Origin of the sequence: Corynebacterium suicordis DSM 45110 (genome assembly GCF_015351405.1) — a bacterium.
GTDB lineage: Bacteria > Actinomycetota > Actinomycetes > Mycobacteriales > Mycobacteriaceae > Corynebacterium > Corynebacterium suicordis.
The window spans coordinates 258007-272655 of the sequence record NZ_JADKMY010000001.1 but is presented as its reverse complement, the minus strand read 5'-3'; the positions used below and the strand labels follow the sequence as shown (position 1 = coordinate 272655).

Sequence of the window (14649 nt, the reverse complement as noted above, 5' to 3'; positions counted from 1 at the left end):
TGTATTTCAAAAGAGGTCCCCGTAATGGCGAAGCCTCCACCAGCTAAACGAAATAAAGCAAGTGGGCCCGACTGGAAACGCACGTTGGAAATTGCGACCAAGTCCCATTGTGCCATGAATGACCACCATTAGTCGATACCAGTGGCAAATTTTTTTGCACTTTCTTTGCACTCGGCAATATTTCGCCCTCCGAGTATGCTCCAATAATTGCGATGGAAAACCCCTCTGAACACCCCGATGATCCCGCTGCTGACGTGGGCGGTTTGGCCGGCGCTGGGGGTTTGGATAATCCAGGGGGTGCTGCCGGTTCAGAGGGCTTGTCTGGTTCAGGGGGTGCCGCGGCGAGGCCAAGTTTCGGCGAGGAGTTGGTAGCCGACCTCGCTGCCACCATGCCCCGAAGCCAACTCACCCACCTGCGCAATGAGCCACCCCGGCAATCCCAACGCGCACCGTGGCCCGAGTGGATCCACCCCGATCTGGTGGCGTTCTTCGCAGGTCAAGGCATCGATTCCCTGTGGTCACACCAGGTGGAAACCGCCGAGCATGCCCACGCGGGAAGGGATGTGATCGTTTCCACCGGCACCGCGTCCGGAAAGAGTCTGGGATACCAGCTGCCCATCCTCTCGGACATGGCTAATGGCAGCACCACCTCCACCGCCCTGTACCTCTCTCCCACCAAAGCATTGGCTCAAGACCAGCGCACTTCACTGGCACGGATGTGCGCAGGCACCCCGGCCCTCAACAACGTCATGGTGGCAACCTACGACGGCGATACCCCCGCCGAAGCCCGGCGCGTGATTCGCGAGCAAGCGCGGATCATCGTGACCAACCCAGATATGTTGCATGCCTCGATTTTGGGCAACCAGAAATCCTGGACGCGTCTGCTGCGCACCCTGAAATACGTGGTTATCGACGAATGCCACGTATATCGCGGAGTCTTCGGCGCGCATGTGGCACTGGTGCTCCGCCGACTCCTCCGCCTGGTGGAAAACCCGCCCGTGGTGATCCTCGCTTCCGCCACCAGCGTGGATCCCTCTGCCCATGCGCACAGATTGACCGGGCGTTCCGAGGTGGCCGCGGTCACCGAGGATGGCTCCCCCATGGGCCAGCGAACCATTGCTCTCTGGGAACCCGGTTTTCTGGACGACATGACAGGTGAGCACGGCGCACCCGTTCGCCGCGCGGCCACCACGGAAGCCGCGGAAGTCATGGGGCGCATCATCTCCACCGGCGCGCGTACCCTCACGTTCGCCAGATCCCGGCGCGGTGCGGAAACCGTGGCGATGGGTGCTGCCGAGCAGCTCAGCGCCATGGGCCGACCTTTGGATGCGCAGCGCATCGCCGCTTATCGTGCGGGCTATACCCCGGAGGATCGCCGCGCTTTGGAACGACAGCTCGACGAAGGCGAATTGTTGGGCATGGCCAGCACCAACGCCCTGGAACTGGGCATCGACGTAGGCGGCCTGGACGCGGTGGTGGTCAGCGGCTTCCCCGGTACCATCGCCAGCTTCCGCCAACAAGCGGGGCGGGCTGGCCGCCGAGGCCAGGGCGCCCTGGTGGTGCTGGTCGGCGCAGATGATCCTATGGACACCTACCTGATCCGTCACCCCGAAGCTTTGCTGGATCAACCAGTGGAAAACACAGTGTTCGACCCAGCCAACCCCTACATCCTCGCCGATCATCTGGTCTGCGCAGCTTCGGAAAAACCTTTATCCGACGCCACCCTGGACTCCTGGGGCGCACGTCACGTGGCCGAGTATCTGCTGCGGCAGGGAGCCCTGAAACGGCGACCCCGCGGAATATTTGCGGATCTGACAATCGCTGCAGAGGTTCATGCGCGGGTCAGTATCCGGGGCGGGGCAGCAGCGCAGGTGGCGATCACGGACCGGAGCGATGGACGCCTACTCGGGACCGTGGACTCCTCCCGGGCAATCAGCGACGTGCACACCGGAGCCGTCTACGTTCACCAAGGCGAAACGTATGTTGTGGATGAGTTGGATCTCAGCGAATCCGTGGCATGGGTGCACGCAGAAACTCCTGTGTATACGACACGGGTGCGTCGAGATACTGACATCACCGTGAGACGAACTCGATCTACCCACAAAGTGGCGGACGGGGTGTGGCTAGCGGATGTGGACGTGGAAGTTTCCCACACCGTGGAGTCCTATACGAAGCGGCTTCCCGGCGGTGAAATCCTGGAGACAGTACCGCTGGATTACCCTCCTGAGCAGCTGCGCACCCGCGCCGTGGCCTACACCATGGAGCCGGATGTGCTGCTGGATTTGGGATTGCCGGAGCCCACCTGGCCGGGTGCCCTGCATGCGGCTGAACACGCGGCCATTGGTCTCTTGCCACTGATTGCGACGTGTGACCGCTGGGATATCGGCGGGGTATCCACGGTGCTGCACCAGGACACCGGCCTGCCCACCGTCTTTGTCTATGACGGATACACGGGTGGCGCGGGTTTCGCAGAGCAGGGTTTCCATAAGTTCGGACGCTGGATGCAGGCCACCGCCGAGACGGTGGAGCAATGCGAATGCGAAGCCGGATGTCCCTCCTGCATCCAATCGCCAAAGTGCGGAAACGGCAACGATCCGCTCTTCAAGACGGGTGCGATCCTCATTCTGCGAGCCCTGGCCGAGGCCGCCGGGGCGACAAGCAACGACTGAGTATCGAAGACTGGGTATCGAGAGAATATTCCCATTCGCCCACAGCATTCGGCACCGAGTCCATAAACTTTCCCCTAGGAAACTTTATGGAGGCACCCATGCACTCATCCGAACTCACCGCCAACCACTCACCATCCCCGGCTCCTCGTCGCTCACTCCGTCGCAGTGTCTTTGCCTCACTCTGCGCTTCTTCGCTCTTCCGCACCGGCATCACCGTGGGTGGCGTACCCGCGGCATCCGCGCAGTCTTCGCAAGCACTCGGTTCCCTCGCAGATATCACTCCACCCGCAGCCATGCAGTTGGGCAAAGCTCCCCAGCCGCTGCCTCCTCATGCCAACCCGGTCATCGATAGTGGCCTTGTCGTCAATGAGCCCACTCCCGAACAGTTGGCCCCCGGAACTGTGCATTCAACTGTGCCGTTGGATCCCTCCCTTGGCCTGACCTCAGCAGCTCAACAGCAGCGTTTCGCCTATACGACAATCAACCAACACGGTCAGCCCGCCACCTCCACCGCGGCCATTTTCCTGCCCAAAGGGCCCGCTCCGGAGGGCGGATTTCCGGTTTTGGCATGGGCACATGGAACCACCGGTCTAGGCACTCAATGTGCGCCGAGCATTAATCCCCGATCAGACCGCGATTCCCAGTACGTCAATCATTGGCTGGATCAGGGATACGCTATCGTCGCTTCGGACTACGTCGGATTGGGTTCCCCTGGCCTGCACAGTTACCTCAACGGCAAGGTCACGGGTGCCAACGTCATCGATTCGGTCATTGCTGCACAGAACCTGAAGGAGGGCGCTCAGCTCTCCAAGCAATGGTCGGTGATTGGACAGTCTCAGGGAGGCGGCGCAGCACTGCATGTTGCTCTGCAAGCCACCCAAAGAAGCCAGTCCGCTGGCCTGGATTTCCGCGGCACCGTAGCTACGGGAGCGCCCGCTTATATTGAAGAAATCGTGCTGGCAGGCGGCCCCACGTTCCCTCCCGTGCCTCTGCCCGAGGGCCTCACCGTGTACGCCCTCTACATCCTGGGAGCATTTAGAGAGGCCCGCCCGGATATTGAAATAAATTCCGCGTTGACCGACGAGGGCAAGCAGATGATCGCCGCTGCCGAAAAGTCCTGCTACGGACAGCTCGCAGAGGCCATGGACGGCGTGAACTTGGCGCGCGCCTTCAAGAAACCTCTGCGCAGCCTTCCCGGCATCGACCAGGCATTGCGCGACTACATGCAAACCCCAACCCGTGGATACGACCGTCCAGTTTTCCTCGGCCACGGCTTACGGGATATCGACGTCCCCAGCCCCATTGGCGTGATCCTCAACTCGGAAATGTGGCTCAACCAGTTTGTCGGCGATAACCGCAACAACCGCGTCGAAGTCCACTGGTACCCCACTGATCACAGCGGCACAGTCATGCTTTCGACCGCAGATTCCACGCCGTTCATGCACTCCTTGTTCGCTTAACCCCCTGTCACATAACCTCTTGTCGCATCCAGGTTGATATCGATTTTCTATCCTGGTGCGGCATCGGTCGGACCGGCGGTTGCCGTGGCTGACCTCCCAAATTTTTCGACGACCACCATCAGAGTCTCCGCGTCATTCGCGCAGCTAGAGACAACAGCTCCATTGGCCTGGGCGAAGGTTTCTGCCACTGCACAGGGCTCTCCATTACCGCTGACTCCTGCGAGCGCTCCGGAGAGCGCCGCGAGATCCGCTGCATTCTGAACTTCCTGCTTGGTCAGCAGCGCTTCCGTACCTAATAAGACGATTCCTGCAGTCGCGATCACCGACAAGATGCACGACACTCCCAGCACAGTGCTCATCTCTTACTCCTTATCGCTCTCTTTCCGAACGGTGATCAGTAATCAGTGGGTTCAACGGCAATGCTTGCGTGGCCCGTGACGTCGAAAAGCGCCGCGGGCACCTCAACGGACACGATGACCGCCTCCTGCCCACCAATCGATGTACGTTGCACATCCACCTGCGCCCCGGAATGCCTTGCCTGCGCGAAGGCCGGGCCGTCACCTCCCATCGCTTCGACGCGGGCGGCATCTCTAGCCAAAGATTCAGCCACCGTGCGGGAAGCCACGGTGCTGAAACCGGCCACCAGCAGCCCAACTGTGATTGCCAATGACGTGAACACCATGGCTCCCTCGACGGTGTTCATGAGTTAACGCTCGTTCAAAGCACGCTCGAAGATGCTGGTGAGCGCTTGTTCCACGGTGTCAGAGGTGACGATCGTGTAGAGCAGCGCACCGAATGCTGCGGCGGCAACCGTGCCGAGCGCGTACTCCACGGTGCTCATGCCGCGCTCATCGCGGTAGTGCTCCTGCAGTGCGTGAACGATCCGATTCACAAATCGCTGCACCGCGTTTTGCGAGGTGTGGATCATCACCGTGGCATGACTGATCGGACTGATAGTGGTGGTGTGGTGTTCTGTGGACATGGTTAATCCCCCTCCTAGTTGGGAAAACTGACATTCTTAGATCCCCGCTAGCCCGATGACCAGCGGAATGAGACCGACCAGAATGAAGGCCGGAAGGAAGCACAACGTCAGTGGCGCAGCAATGATCACCAGAATTCGCTCCGCATTCGCCACAGCCTGATCCTTGGCAATGCGCCGCAGTCTGCGAGCGTGTTTGAGCGATCCTTGAGATAACGCTGTTCCAGCTCTGGATTGTTGTGCCGCCTGGCGTGCGACAGGACCGTACATTGAGTGTTTTTCCAAGGTTTTCCACGCGCGCTCCCCCGCCCCCAGTGCAAGCAACGCGGTCACCAACGTGGTTTCGGGCGACCCTTCCCTACTGGCCACAGCCCACGCTTGATTCGTGGGCAAACCAGAGTTCAGAGCTGCGGCAAACACATCGAGTAGACAAGCGACATCCAGCGGATCTTCCGCCGGACCGGCCCTGCCGCCCACTCCTCCCAATGCAGTCACTGACAAGGATTCCGTCCACCACACTCCAGCGCAGGCCAGGAAAACCCCGATCAACAACAGCACCGAGCCAAACGGATCAAAGAGGAGAAAGCGCGCACTATTCATTCCCATGGACTGCCCAATAGCCACGGCCCCAGCGGGAAGAACCAGCAACACCAGCGCCGTGAATCGAGCTCCGGCCATCGCGCTATGGGCGGTTGCTCGATGAGAAACTCGCGATTCCAAATCCTCCACGAGGAAGGCACTCAACTCCCCGAAACTGAGCCCATAATGCTGCGCCAAGTGCCAGGAGTTAAACAGCCGAGCCATCATCGAATGTTGTGGCGCGGCTTGCTTAACGGGGATGCCTAGTTCCACCTGCGCGATCGAAAAGCGAAGTTGCTCCCGCAGGGTATTGTGCTCCACCGTCTGCATGGCGTGTTTCGCGGCGGTGATTTCTCTTGCCCCAGCCATCACCTCGCTGGACATGGCATCGGCAAAATCTTTGCTCTGCATCAGCACGCGCAGGTCTTGCTCCGAAGAGAGAATCCTCCGGATCACGAGCTGCACCGTGAAACCCACCAGCAACGTCACCGCAATCCATACCGCCACCGTGATCATGCCGCTGTCATCCGTCCAGGAGCTGGCCCGCGCTCCCATAGAAACCGCACTTCAAGCCCCTTGGCACACGGATGAAAATAACCGATCTGCGCGAGTTCCCGCTTGCCGTTCTTCCGCTCGAGGTGCAGTAAGAGATCAATCCCATCCAGCACTTGGCGGATTGTCGCCTCCGCAGGAATCCCCGCCATAGCCCCCAAGGCCAGGAGCCTGCCCGGCACTGCTTGAGCGCTATTCGCGTGAATCGTCCCGGCACTCCCCGCATGGCCAGTGTTGAAGGCCACCAATAGATCGGCGATCTCCGCCCCTCGCACTTCTCCCACCACGATGCGATCCGGACGCATTCGCAAACACTGCTTGACCAGCATCTGCATGCCAATCCCACCGCACCCGTCGGCGTTTTCCTTCCGCGTGACCAACTTGACCAGATTGCGATGAGTGGGCATCAACTCCGGGGTATCTTCCACCATCACGATGCGCTGATCAGGGGCCACCACGCTGATGAGACAAGCCAGGAGCGTGGTCTTGCCAGTTCCCGTGCCTCCACTTACTAGAAAATTCTTCCGCTGCGCAATGGCTTCCTCCACCATTTCCCCCACCTCGGCAGACATGAGCCCGCTCTCCACGAGGGAATGGAGTGTCCACTGGCTCTGTTTGAGCACGCGGAGGCTGATGCTGGCTCCATCGGCGGCAGGTGGAGAAAGCACGGCATGCACGCGGATCGCATCGCACTGCACACCGCAAGGCAGATCCGTGAGGACACCATCCGCAAAGGGGTAAGCATCATCCAGGCGAACCCCGCAGCGAGAGGCCAAGTTCACCGCGATATCCCTGATTTCCTGCGGATTGACCCGCACATCCGCGTGCAGCTCCATGCCTTGACCTCGATCTCGCCACACGTCACCGTTGGGATTGAGCACCACATCTGTCACCTGGGGATCCGCCAAGGCCTGCGCCAGTGGCCCCAAACCGGACAAGTCGTGCTCCACCCGGCGCGCGGCCTCCACGATGTGGGAGCAGTCATAATCGGGCATCTCGCTGAGCACATCCACGATCGCGTCCATGCTGGGCGCGGTGATGCCGCGCTTGGCCAGCTCCCATTGCACGCGATGGGTGGGATCAGTTCCGTGCAGTGCCAGCGAATCTTCCGCCAATTCCCCCACCGAATCCCCCGAGGATCGTTTCCTGCGCCACTGCGCTAACCGGGAATTCATCGCCGTACCTGCACACTCAACTGCGCTGTCCCATTCAGCTGCGCCGCATCACCAAGCTGCGCTGCGCCATCCATCCGGCAGGCAATGATCTCCACGGCGATCTTCCGCGCTGCTTTAGCTAGGGGTGAGGACGTTACGTTGAGCGCGCCGCGATCGAGGTCGTAAACCAAATTCGGATCATGTGTCCAGCTCGCATCAGGTTCGCGACCCAGCAAAGCCAACACCATTCCGTAGCTGCACCCACCGTCGCGAAGCTTCCTCATTACAGACAACCCAGGAAAAACGCCCTGATCAGCACAGAGATCCAGCACATCCTTTGCTGCCACAATTCCGGATACGTTTTGCGCACTCACCACGATCACCGCATCCGGCGCACAGTCCTCCCACTGTTGTTCCCATTCCTCGCCATGTGGCAGAGTCCTCCCGCAATCCACCACCAGATGGGTGCGCGGGAGCATTCGGGAAAGCCCGGCGATGGAAAGCTCATCGTTCGGATCCCATGGGCCATACAACCGGGCTCTCGCAGTACGGCTCAACACGCTGACATTGCCCAGCACCGCGCAGTTCTGCAGTAATCGCTCTTCGCTCGTCTCCGCATTGGGATCCGTGCTCACCCAGCTCGGCTGGTTTTCCACGCCCAGCACAGTGGCCAAGCCTTGGGAATGCGGATCTCTGTCCACCACCAGCACGTCTTCTTCCAAGATGCTCTCGATAGCAGCGGCCAAGCCGGCTGAGAATACGGAACTTCCCGCCCCTCCATGAGCTCCCACCACCGCGATGCGCAGTGGATCCTGGCTGCCCACCCGCTCCACTAATTCCAAGGTGGCATCGCTGGGGCAATCCCGCATGATTTCATCCACCCGCACCACTGTCAGCCGCGGGATGGATTCCGCGTGCGGCAAGGCCTTATCAGTCAGCAGGATCACCCCATTGCTGCCCCACCTGGGGTTATCCACCAAATCTGTGAGATCATCCTCCACCGGCGCATGTGAGCGCCCAGTGGCCACCGCCACCAGTTTGGCTTCCTCCATCCACTGCGGCTCATCCACGTTGATAGCGATGGGTCGCAGACTCAAATCTCTGACCCTCGGCTCCGAATTCCGAACCTTCACTTCTCATCCCCCTTGCACAATCCAATAACCGCACAACCCAACATTCGCTGAACCCATGCACTCACTCTGGCAAACCTGAATGGGCACCAGTAGAGGTCAGGAAGGATCTGTGGATAAGTGCGAAGTTGGCGTCGAGAAAAAGAGAAGATTTGTGGATAACCCCTAAAAGTTGTGACAAATGTGACGGATGGGGCGTAAATTGGAGGCGTGACCACAGGCAATGGGCAAGGTCGGATCCTCGCGATATTCGATCTCGACAAGACGATCATCGATACCAGCGCATCAATGGCCTACGGTCGGCCACTGGCAGAGCGAGGGCTCATCGGTACCCCAGACGTGCTGCGCATGATGGCGCTCCTGGGCAATTACATGCTCACCACGCACACCGAGCAAAACATGAATGCCACCAAAGATGCCCTGCTGGGAATGATTCGGGATCGCGAGGAATCCGCTCTGCGCGACGTAGCCCAAGACGCGCTGCAGGATGTCATCACGCCTTATATTTACGCCGAGGCTCGCGCGCTCATCGAGGAGCATCAGCAACAGGGTCACCACGTGGCGATCGTGACCGCCTCCCCCTCGGTGATCGTGGAGCCTATCGCCAGGGAATTGGGGGCTGACCTGCTGGTTGCCACCGAACTGGAAGTGGCGGATGGCCTGTTCACCGGCGGGGTGGCGCATTTCAACAAGGGCCAGGCCAAGGTGGACAAGCTCAAGGTTCTGGCGCTGGAAAACGGCTACGACCTGGATAAATCCTATGCCTATTCGGATTCCTTCACGGATCTCCCGATGCTCCACCTGGTGGGAAATCCGCATGCCGTGAATCCCGACCGCCCGCTGCGCAAATACGCCACGGAGCAGGGATGGCCGATCCAAAGATTCGTTAAGCCAGAACCGCTTTTCGCCCAAGGTGCAGTGCTGGCCGGCGCGGGCGCGACGTTGGCCCTGTTGAGTGCGGTAGCCGCCGGCCTGGCCATGTGGTTCCGTTTTCGGGAAGACGACGCCTAAAAGACCGCGCCACACCAGCCCTACTTGGAATCGGCGATGGACTTGGCCTCCAACGAGCCTTCCGAAAGCCCCTCCGCGTGGAAGATGATCCACTGCGCCACCCCTTCCGGGGTACCCGAAGCGAAACCCTCGGCACGCTGGCGATACAGCTCCCGCTTACGATTCCACCACACTTCCGGGACCCCCAAGCCACGCGGATCCAGCCCCCCAGAGATCGTGGCCAGCCGGGAACATGCCCGCGCAGTCACGCCATTGGCATCGGCGAAGGGCTCCAGCGTGAGCAGCTCTCCGTGAATAATCGCGGACAGCACCACAGAGTTGACCTTGGTGCCACCACTGATCAGCTTCCCCAGCAGCTGCAAACGCCCATCAGTAGCCCGCTTTGGCCTGCCCGGCACCAAGAATTCCGCTGAGCGCGCAGCCTTCGCCCGGAAGGCTTCATCGGACATCTGCGGGCTGGCCACTGAGTTGATCCTCGCGATGACCTGCAGCGGAGCTCGGCGCCAGGTGACCTGGGTGTCGGTAATTCCATCCGGGGCCAAAAGCTCGGCTGCCCGCAAGGAACCGGCCAGCACGGGATCCTCCACCTGGCCGTCTTCGGGTAACCACGGTGATCCCCCATCCAGTTGTGCAGATGCCCGCGCGCCTCGCAGGACGGACTCGGCACCGGTGATGTCCCAGCCGCGAAGGTTAGCGGGGTGGCGGTGGACTCGCGCCACATAGTCGTTTGCCTGGGCCACCGCGTCCGCCACACCGGGGAGATGGGTCAGCGGTTCCAGCGGGTCAGTGCTCATGTGCGGGTCAGACATGCCACAACGATAATTCACCCTTTCGCGCATTCTCTCGAACGGTCTGGCAAACTAGGGAGAGTCAATCTGCTAAGCAACTCAAAAATTACTGGAGTTTTTCCGTGAGCAAGAATCAAGGTGAAGGTCTCTACACCGACCGCGATAGCTTTAACCCTGAGGTCACTGCTATCCCTCTGTCTGATGTAGACGCCCACGCACAAGGTCAGGGCAGCATCGGCGATCTGGTTAAGGATGCTTCCGCACAGATCTCTTCACTGGTGCGCTCTGAGGTCGAACTCGCTAAGACCGAGGTTGCTGCCTCCGCCAAGAAGGCCGGCATCGCTGGTGGACTGTTCGCTGCAGCTGCAGTTATCTTGGCGTACAGCTCTTTCTTCCTCTTCTTCACCATTGCTGAGGCGCTGGACACCTTCCTGCCTCGCTGGCTCGCTTTCTTGATCGTCTTCATCATCATGCTGCTGCTGGTCGCTGGCCTCGCGCTGGTTGGTCTGAAGCAGGTCAAGGGCGTGAAGAAGCCTGAGAAGACCATCAAGTCTGTCAATGAGCTGAAGCAGGTGCTGCCAAGCAACTCCAACTCCAGCCGTTCCCTCACCCAGGATCCAGGCCTTTACACCTAGGAAACCTTTCCGGCTGTGACAGCAGATATTCCTTCGCACGCCCCTGAGTCGACTTATGTCCACTCCCGGGGCGTGCGAATTCATGTCCAGGTCCAAGGTCCCCGCAATGCGCCTTTGGTGCTCCTGATCCACGGCTTTGGCGGTGGCTGTTTCGATTTTTCGGACGTGATGACGCAGCTCTCCTCCACCCAGCTCTACCCGGAGCAACTGCGCGTGGCTGCGGTGGATCTGCGCGGATATGGGCGTTCGGATAAGACCCCACGTGGCTACGATCTCACCACCGCCGCCTCCGATATGGCCGGGGTGATCCGCGGCCTGGGATACGTCAATGCGCTGGTGGTGGGCCATGGCTACGGCGGGTTGGTCGCATGGACCCTGGCAGCTCATGAGCCAGAGCGGGTCCGCGGGATCATCACCTTGTCTTCGGCTCATCCCATCGTGCAGACCAATGGCATCGTGGGGAGCCCGTTGAATAACTGGAACCGGGCCAGCCGCATCTTGGGAGCTCAGCTCCCCCGCGTCACCGAGACACGCCTAGTCAAAGATGATGCCGCCCATACGGAAAGGCTCTTCCGCAGTGCCGTGGGCCCGGGATTCCGGGATACGGACGCATATCGGAAGCACGCGCGGTGGCGTCGAGATGCGATGCAAGCCAGCAAGGTTGCTCACCTCTCGCGGGAATATCAGCGCTGGCTGTTCCGCGTGCGTTTGCGCCCCGAGGGCATCATTTTCAACCGTTCCTTCCCCGATGCCATCGCCGCGCCTGTGCTGGCGGTGGAGGGAAGTATGGATCCGGGCTACAACCCGCGCATCACGGAGAAATCACTGGCGCGCTCTTCTCACGAATCCACGGATTCTGTGCTGCTCTACGGGGTGGGGCATTACCCGCACATCGAGGATCCGCAGGCAGTGGCCGAGCTCATCTCCCAGCGGGCCTAGCCCAAGTAGCCCCCCCAAGCTGGCACAAAAATACACCTAATGCAGCACGCACGCGCCTGTCTCCACCTGGTCATCCCAGGCAGCGGCATCGCCCACCTGGTTCATCACTTCGCTGCGGCTGAGTGCATAACCGGTCTCGGTCTGGTTCACATCCGCGCCAAAGATCAAACCTAGGACTTCCCCGCGCTCATTGATCAGCGGGCCACCGGAGTTGCCCTGCACCACGCTGCCGCGCACGGCATAGGCCTGGCGATCCACGCGGGCATCGGCATAGATATCCGGCCCGCTCACGGTGAAGAGCTCGCGGATGCGCGCGGGGGACGCCTGGAACGGACCACCGTGGGGGAAGCCCAGCACGATGGCGTTATCGCCAGGTGCTCCCAGCTGATTCGCCCACTTCAGGGGCGTGAAGGTGGCTCCATCTTCCGCCTTCAGCAGGGCCACGTCCTGTTTCGGGTTGTAGTAGGTCACGGTGGCGTTGATCATTCCATCCACGGTGTCCAGCTTGACCCTGTCCGTGCCTGCCACCACGTGGGCGTTCGTCATGATCGTGTCCGGAGTGACCGCAAAGCCGGTGCCCTGCAGCAAACGGCTACATTGCTCGGCCTCTCCCACCACGCGCACGATTGATCCCCGCGCGGCCTGCACCACGGGTGAACCCTGGAGCTCAGGATTCGGCGGATCCACTTCCTTTTGTGGGAGGCTTTCCAGCGGATCCGTGATGATGGGGAAGCCACTTTCGCTGAAGTATCCCGCCACGCGGGCCGGCAGGTTCTTGAAGTATCCCGGCACCACGGATTCCACACCGGAGAGCACCGTGGAACCCTTCACGGAGCGCGCGAATTCGCTATCCCGGGTTCCCACCAGTGGGACCAGAATCAACCACACCACCACCAACGTGGTGAATACCTGCACCACAGCACCCACGGCGGACTCCGCCTGGAGCATCCCGCGGGTCTTGATCCGGTCTCTCAAGCGCAGGCCGAGGCCAGAGCCCACGGCATATCCCAGCACTACCCCGACCGTGATCATCGCCAGTGAGATCACGAAACGCGAACCCTGGCTTTCCATCCCCTGATCCGTGGCAAAGTTCAGCAACGCCGGGAGCGAGATGATGGCCAAATAGCCGCCCAGCAGCACTCCCACCAGGCTCAGCAGCGCGGAGTACCCGCCTTGGCGCCAGCCGTAGATCATCGCTCCGAAAGCCAGCGCCACCAGCGCAATGTCAACGATCAACGACCCGCTCATGGGGCTCCTCCAGTGTCTCCTGCGCGGCGAAAGCTCTCGCTCAAGCTGCTCAGAGCCTCGTTATTCTCAGATCGCTGCAGCGCTTCCATCAACCCCATGGGCTCGGTGTCCTCTCCCCAGGGTTTGGCCCATCCGGCGATCTCCAGCATGGCGGTCACCACGGATCCGGTAAAGCCCCACAGAACCATTCCGCGCAGGTCAAAGGCCGGCCCGCGCCACTTCTGAAAGCCCAGCCAGAAACGCTTATCCGGATCCACCAGCTCGGCGATGGGCACCATCTTCACCCAATCATTTTCCCCGCTGGCGGGGTACAGCTCGCTGGGTTCGGCCAGATACGCCAGCACGGGGATCACCGCAAAGTTGGAGCGGTCAATATAGATGGGCTCCATGACCGCCAGGGGAAGCGCACTCGCGCGATCCAGCCCAGTCTCTTCCCATGCTTCGCGCAGCGCGGTATCGATGGGCCCCGCGTCCTGCGCCTCTCTGCTGCCACCCGGAAAGGCAACCTGCCCGGAGTGCTCGCGCATGCTCGGGGCCCGGTGGGTCAGCAAGAGGGCGGCATCAGAAGGAAAAGGTTCATCGCCCGGCGCGAAATCAGCATCGCCCTCCACCAGCACCAACACCGCGGAATACCGGGGCGGGTTTCCCTGGGCATCGGCCTGCGGAACCTTCCGGGCCGCATCGCCGATGGTCTCCTGCAGGTTTCCGCTAAGTGCCGCCTCCGCAAAGCGACGCAACCACTCAGGCACGTTTGTAGGCAACTCAGGTTGCTGGCGCGCGGCCTCTAACCATTGCTCTTGTGTGTAATCGGTCATTTCGCCAGCGCCTCGCTCACCAATTGCTGCATTTGTGCAGAGTCATCAAAAGTTCGCACGAAGGTCTCCGCGCGCGAACCATCCGGCCGATAAACCAGGGTCACCGGAACTACCTTGGGGATGTTCGTGGCGGCGTCGAAAACATGATTCCCATCCTGGTAGCTGGGGAAGTTATCCACTCCGAGCTCCTCCAGGAAATCCACGCCTGCCTGCCCCTTCGCATCCAGGTGCACGCCCACCACGTTCCACTCGGGATTGTTTTCTGCCACGTCTTGCAGGATAGGCAGCTCTTGCCGGCACGGACCGCACCACCACGCCCACACGTTGACCACGGTGGGCTTACCCGCAAATTGCTCGGCCAAGCTCTGCGAGCTCTCCTTCCCTCCGTCCGTCAGGCAGGGAAGGCGCACCTCGGCCAGCTCCGCATCGGCCTTAATGTCCGACGCCAACCCCTCACCCTCCTGCTGCACGCACGGCACCACGTTGTTCACCCGCAGCGCTTCGTTCGGGGCGGGTTGATCCGCTTGCGCGCCTTGGCTTTCACTCGTGGGGCTGGCTGCGGGAGGGGTTTCCGGCTGCGCGAAGATCGACGCAACCAGCGGCACGGATGCCACCGCCAATCCAATGACCACAGCAAATACCACTGCGAGCAGGCGGGTGCGATCCGAGATTTCAGGCATGGAGCTCATT

Annotated in this window: 15 protein-coding genes; 5 read left to right on the top strand and 10 right to left on the bottom strand. The window is 60.9% G+C overall.

The genetic code is table 11. The features are described from left to right. Window positions 1-389 precede the first annotated feature (389 nt). On the top strand, window positions 390-2669 hold the full coding sequence (locus IRY30_RS01285; RefSeq protein WP_228502718.1) for a DEAD/DEAH box helicase: 2280 nt from the start codon (window positions 390-392) through the stop codon (window positions 2667-2669). Window positions 2670-2767: 98 nt separating this feature from the next. Continuing rightward, window positions 2768-4129 (top strand): lipase family protein, encoded by a 1362-nt coding sequence (locus IRY30_RS01280; protein ID WP_194555600.1) that lies wholly within the window; start codon window positions 2768-2770, stop codon window positions 4127-4129. Between the two features lie 47 nt (window positions 4130-4176). On the opposite strand, the gene IRY30_RS01275 is transcribed toward IRY30_RS01280, so the two are convergent. The 6 genes from IRY30_RS01275 to IRY30_RS01250 form a co-directional block, all read right to left on the bottom strand. Beyond that, window positions 4177-4488 (bottom strand): Rv3654c family TadE-like protein, encoded by a 312-nt coding sequence (locus IRY30_RS01275; protein ID WP_194555599.1) that lies wholly within the window; start codon window positions 4486-4488, stop codon window positions 4177-4179. 35 nt (window positions 4489-4523) lie between these two features. Next, window positions 4524-4832, bottom strand: coding sequence for a hypothetical protein (locus tag IRY30_RS01270; RefSeq protein WP_194555598.1), 309 nt, complete (start codon window positions 4830-4832; stop codon window positions 4524-4526). Between the two features lie 3 nt (window positions 4833-4835). Further along, the gene (locus tag IRY30_RS01265; protein WP_194556500.1) at window positions 4836-5057 is read right to left on the bottom strand and encodes a DUF4244 domain-containing protein; all 222 of its coding nucleotides are present in this window, start codon (window positions 5055-5057) and stop codon (window positions 4836-4838) included. Window positions 5058-5147: 90 nt separating this feature from the next. Then, entirely contained in the window at window positions 5148-6242 is a 1095-nt protein-coding gene (locus IRY30_RS01260) for a type II secretion system F family protein (RefSeq protein WP_228502475.1), read from the bottom strand. Further along, window positions 6200-7414: a TadA family conjugal transfer-associated ATPase gene (locus tag IRY30_RS01255; protein ID WP_194555596.1), complete on the bottom strand. Its 1215-nt coding sequence runs from the start codon at window positions 7412-7414 to the stop codon at window positions 6200-6202. The genes IRY30_RS01260 and IRY30_RS01255 overlap by 43 nt, the downstream gene beginning before the upstream one ends. Continuing rightward, window positions 7411-8490, bottom strand: coding sequence for a hypothetical protein (locus IRY30_RS01250; protein ID WP_194555595.1), 1080 nt, complete (start codon window positions 8488-8490; stop codon window positions 7411-7413). The genes IRY30_RS01255 and IRY30_RS01250 overlap by 4 nt, the downstream gene beginning before the upstream one ends. Before the next feature lie 243 nt (window positions 8491-8733). On the opposite strand from IRY30_RS01250, the gene IRY30_RS01245 reads away from it, so the two are divergent. Next, on the top strand, window positions 8734-9534 hold the full coding sequence (locus IRY30_RS01245; RefSeq protein ID WP_309825989.1) for an HAD family hydrolase: 801 nt from the start codon (window positions 8734-8736) through the stop codon (window positions 9532-9534). A 20-nt stretch (window positions 9535-9554) separates the two neighbouring features. Here IRY30_RS01245 and IRY30_RS01240 read toward each other — a convergent pair whose 3' ends face one another. Further along, window positions 9555-10343 (bottom strand): Fic family protein, encoded by a 789-nt coding sequence (locus IRY30_RS01240; protein ID WP_194555594.1) that lies wholly within the window; start codon window positions 10341-10343, stop codon window positions 9555-9557. 101 nt (window positions 10344-10444) lie between these two features. Here IRY30_RS01240 and IRY30_RS01235 point away from each other — a divergent pair, with 101 nt between their 5' ends. Together IRY30_RS01235 and IRY30_RS01230 are read left to right on the top strand one after the other, a co-directional pair. After that, the gene (locus IRY30_RS01235; RefSeq protein WP_194555593.1) at window positions 10445-10957 is read left to right on the top strand and encodes a phage holin family protein; all 513 of its coding nucleotides are present in this window, start codon (window positions 10445-10447) and stop codon (window positions 10955-10957) included. 15 nt (window positions 10958-10972) lie between these two features. After that, window positions 10973-11896, top strand: coding sequence for an alpha/beta fold hydrolase (locus IRY30_RS01230; RefSeq protein ID WP_309825995.1), 924 nt, complete (start codon window positions 10973-10975; stop codon window positions 11894-11896). 36 nt (window positions 11897-11932) lie between these two features. On the opposite strand, the gene IRY30_RS01225 is transcribed toward IRY30_RS01230, so the two are convergent. From IRY30_RS01225 to IRY30_RS01215, 3 genes are read right to left on the bottom strand one after another with little or no spacing between them, the layout of a single operon-like run. Further along, window positions 11933-13144 (bottom strand): MarP family serine protease, encoded by a 1212-nt coding sequence (locus tag IRY30_RS01225; protein WP_194555592.1) that lies wholly within the window; start codon window positions 13142-13144, stop codon window positions 11933-11935. Beyond that, window positions 13141-13959: an NUDIX hydrolase gene (locus tag IRY30_RS01220; RefSeq protein ID WP_194555591.1), complete on the bottom strand. Its 819-nt coding sequence runs from the start codon at window positions 13957-13959 to the stop codon at window positions 13141-13143. The genes IRY30_RS01225 and IRY30_RS01220 overlap by 4 nt, the downstream gene beginning before the upstream one ends. After that, complete coding sequence (locus tag IRY30_RS01215) at window positions 13956-14639, bottom strand: TlpA family protein disulfide reductase (RefSeq protein WP_228502473.1); 684 nt, start codon at window positions 14637-14639, stop codon at window positions 13956-13958. The genes IRY30_RS01220 and IRY30_RS01215 overlap by 4 nt, the downstream gene beginning before the upstream one ends. Between the last annotated feature and the right edge of the window lie 10 nt (window positions 14640-14649).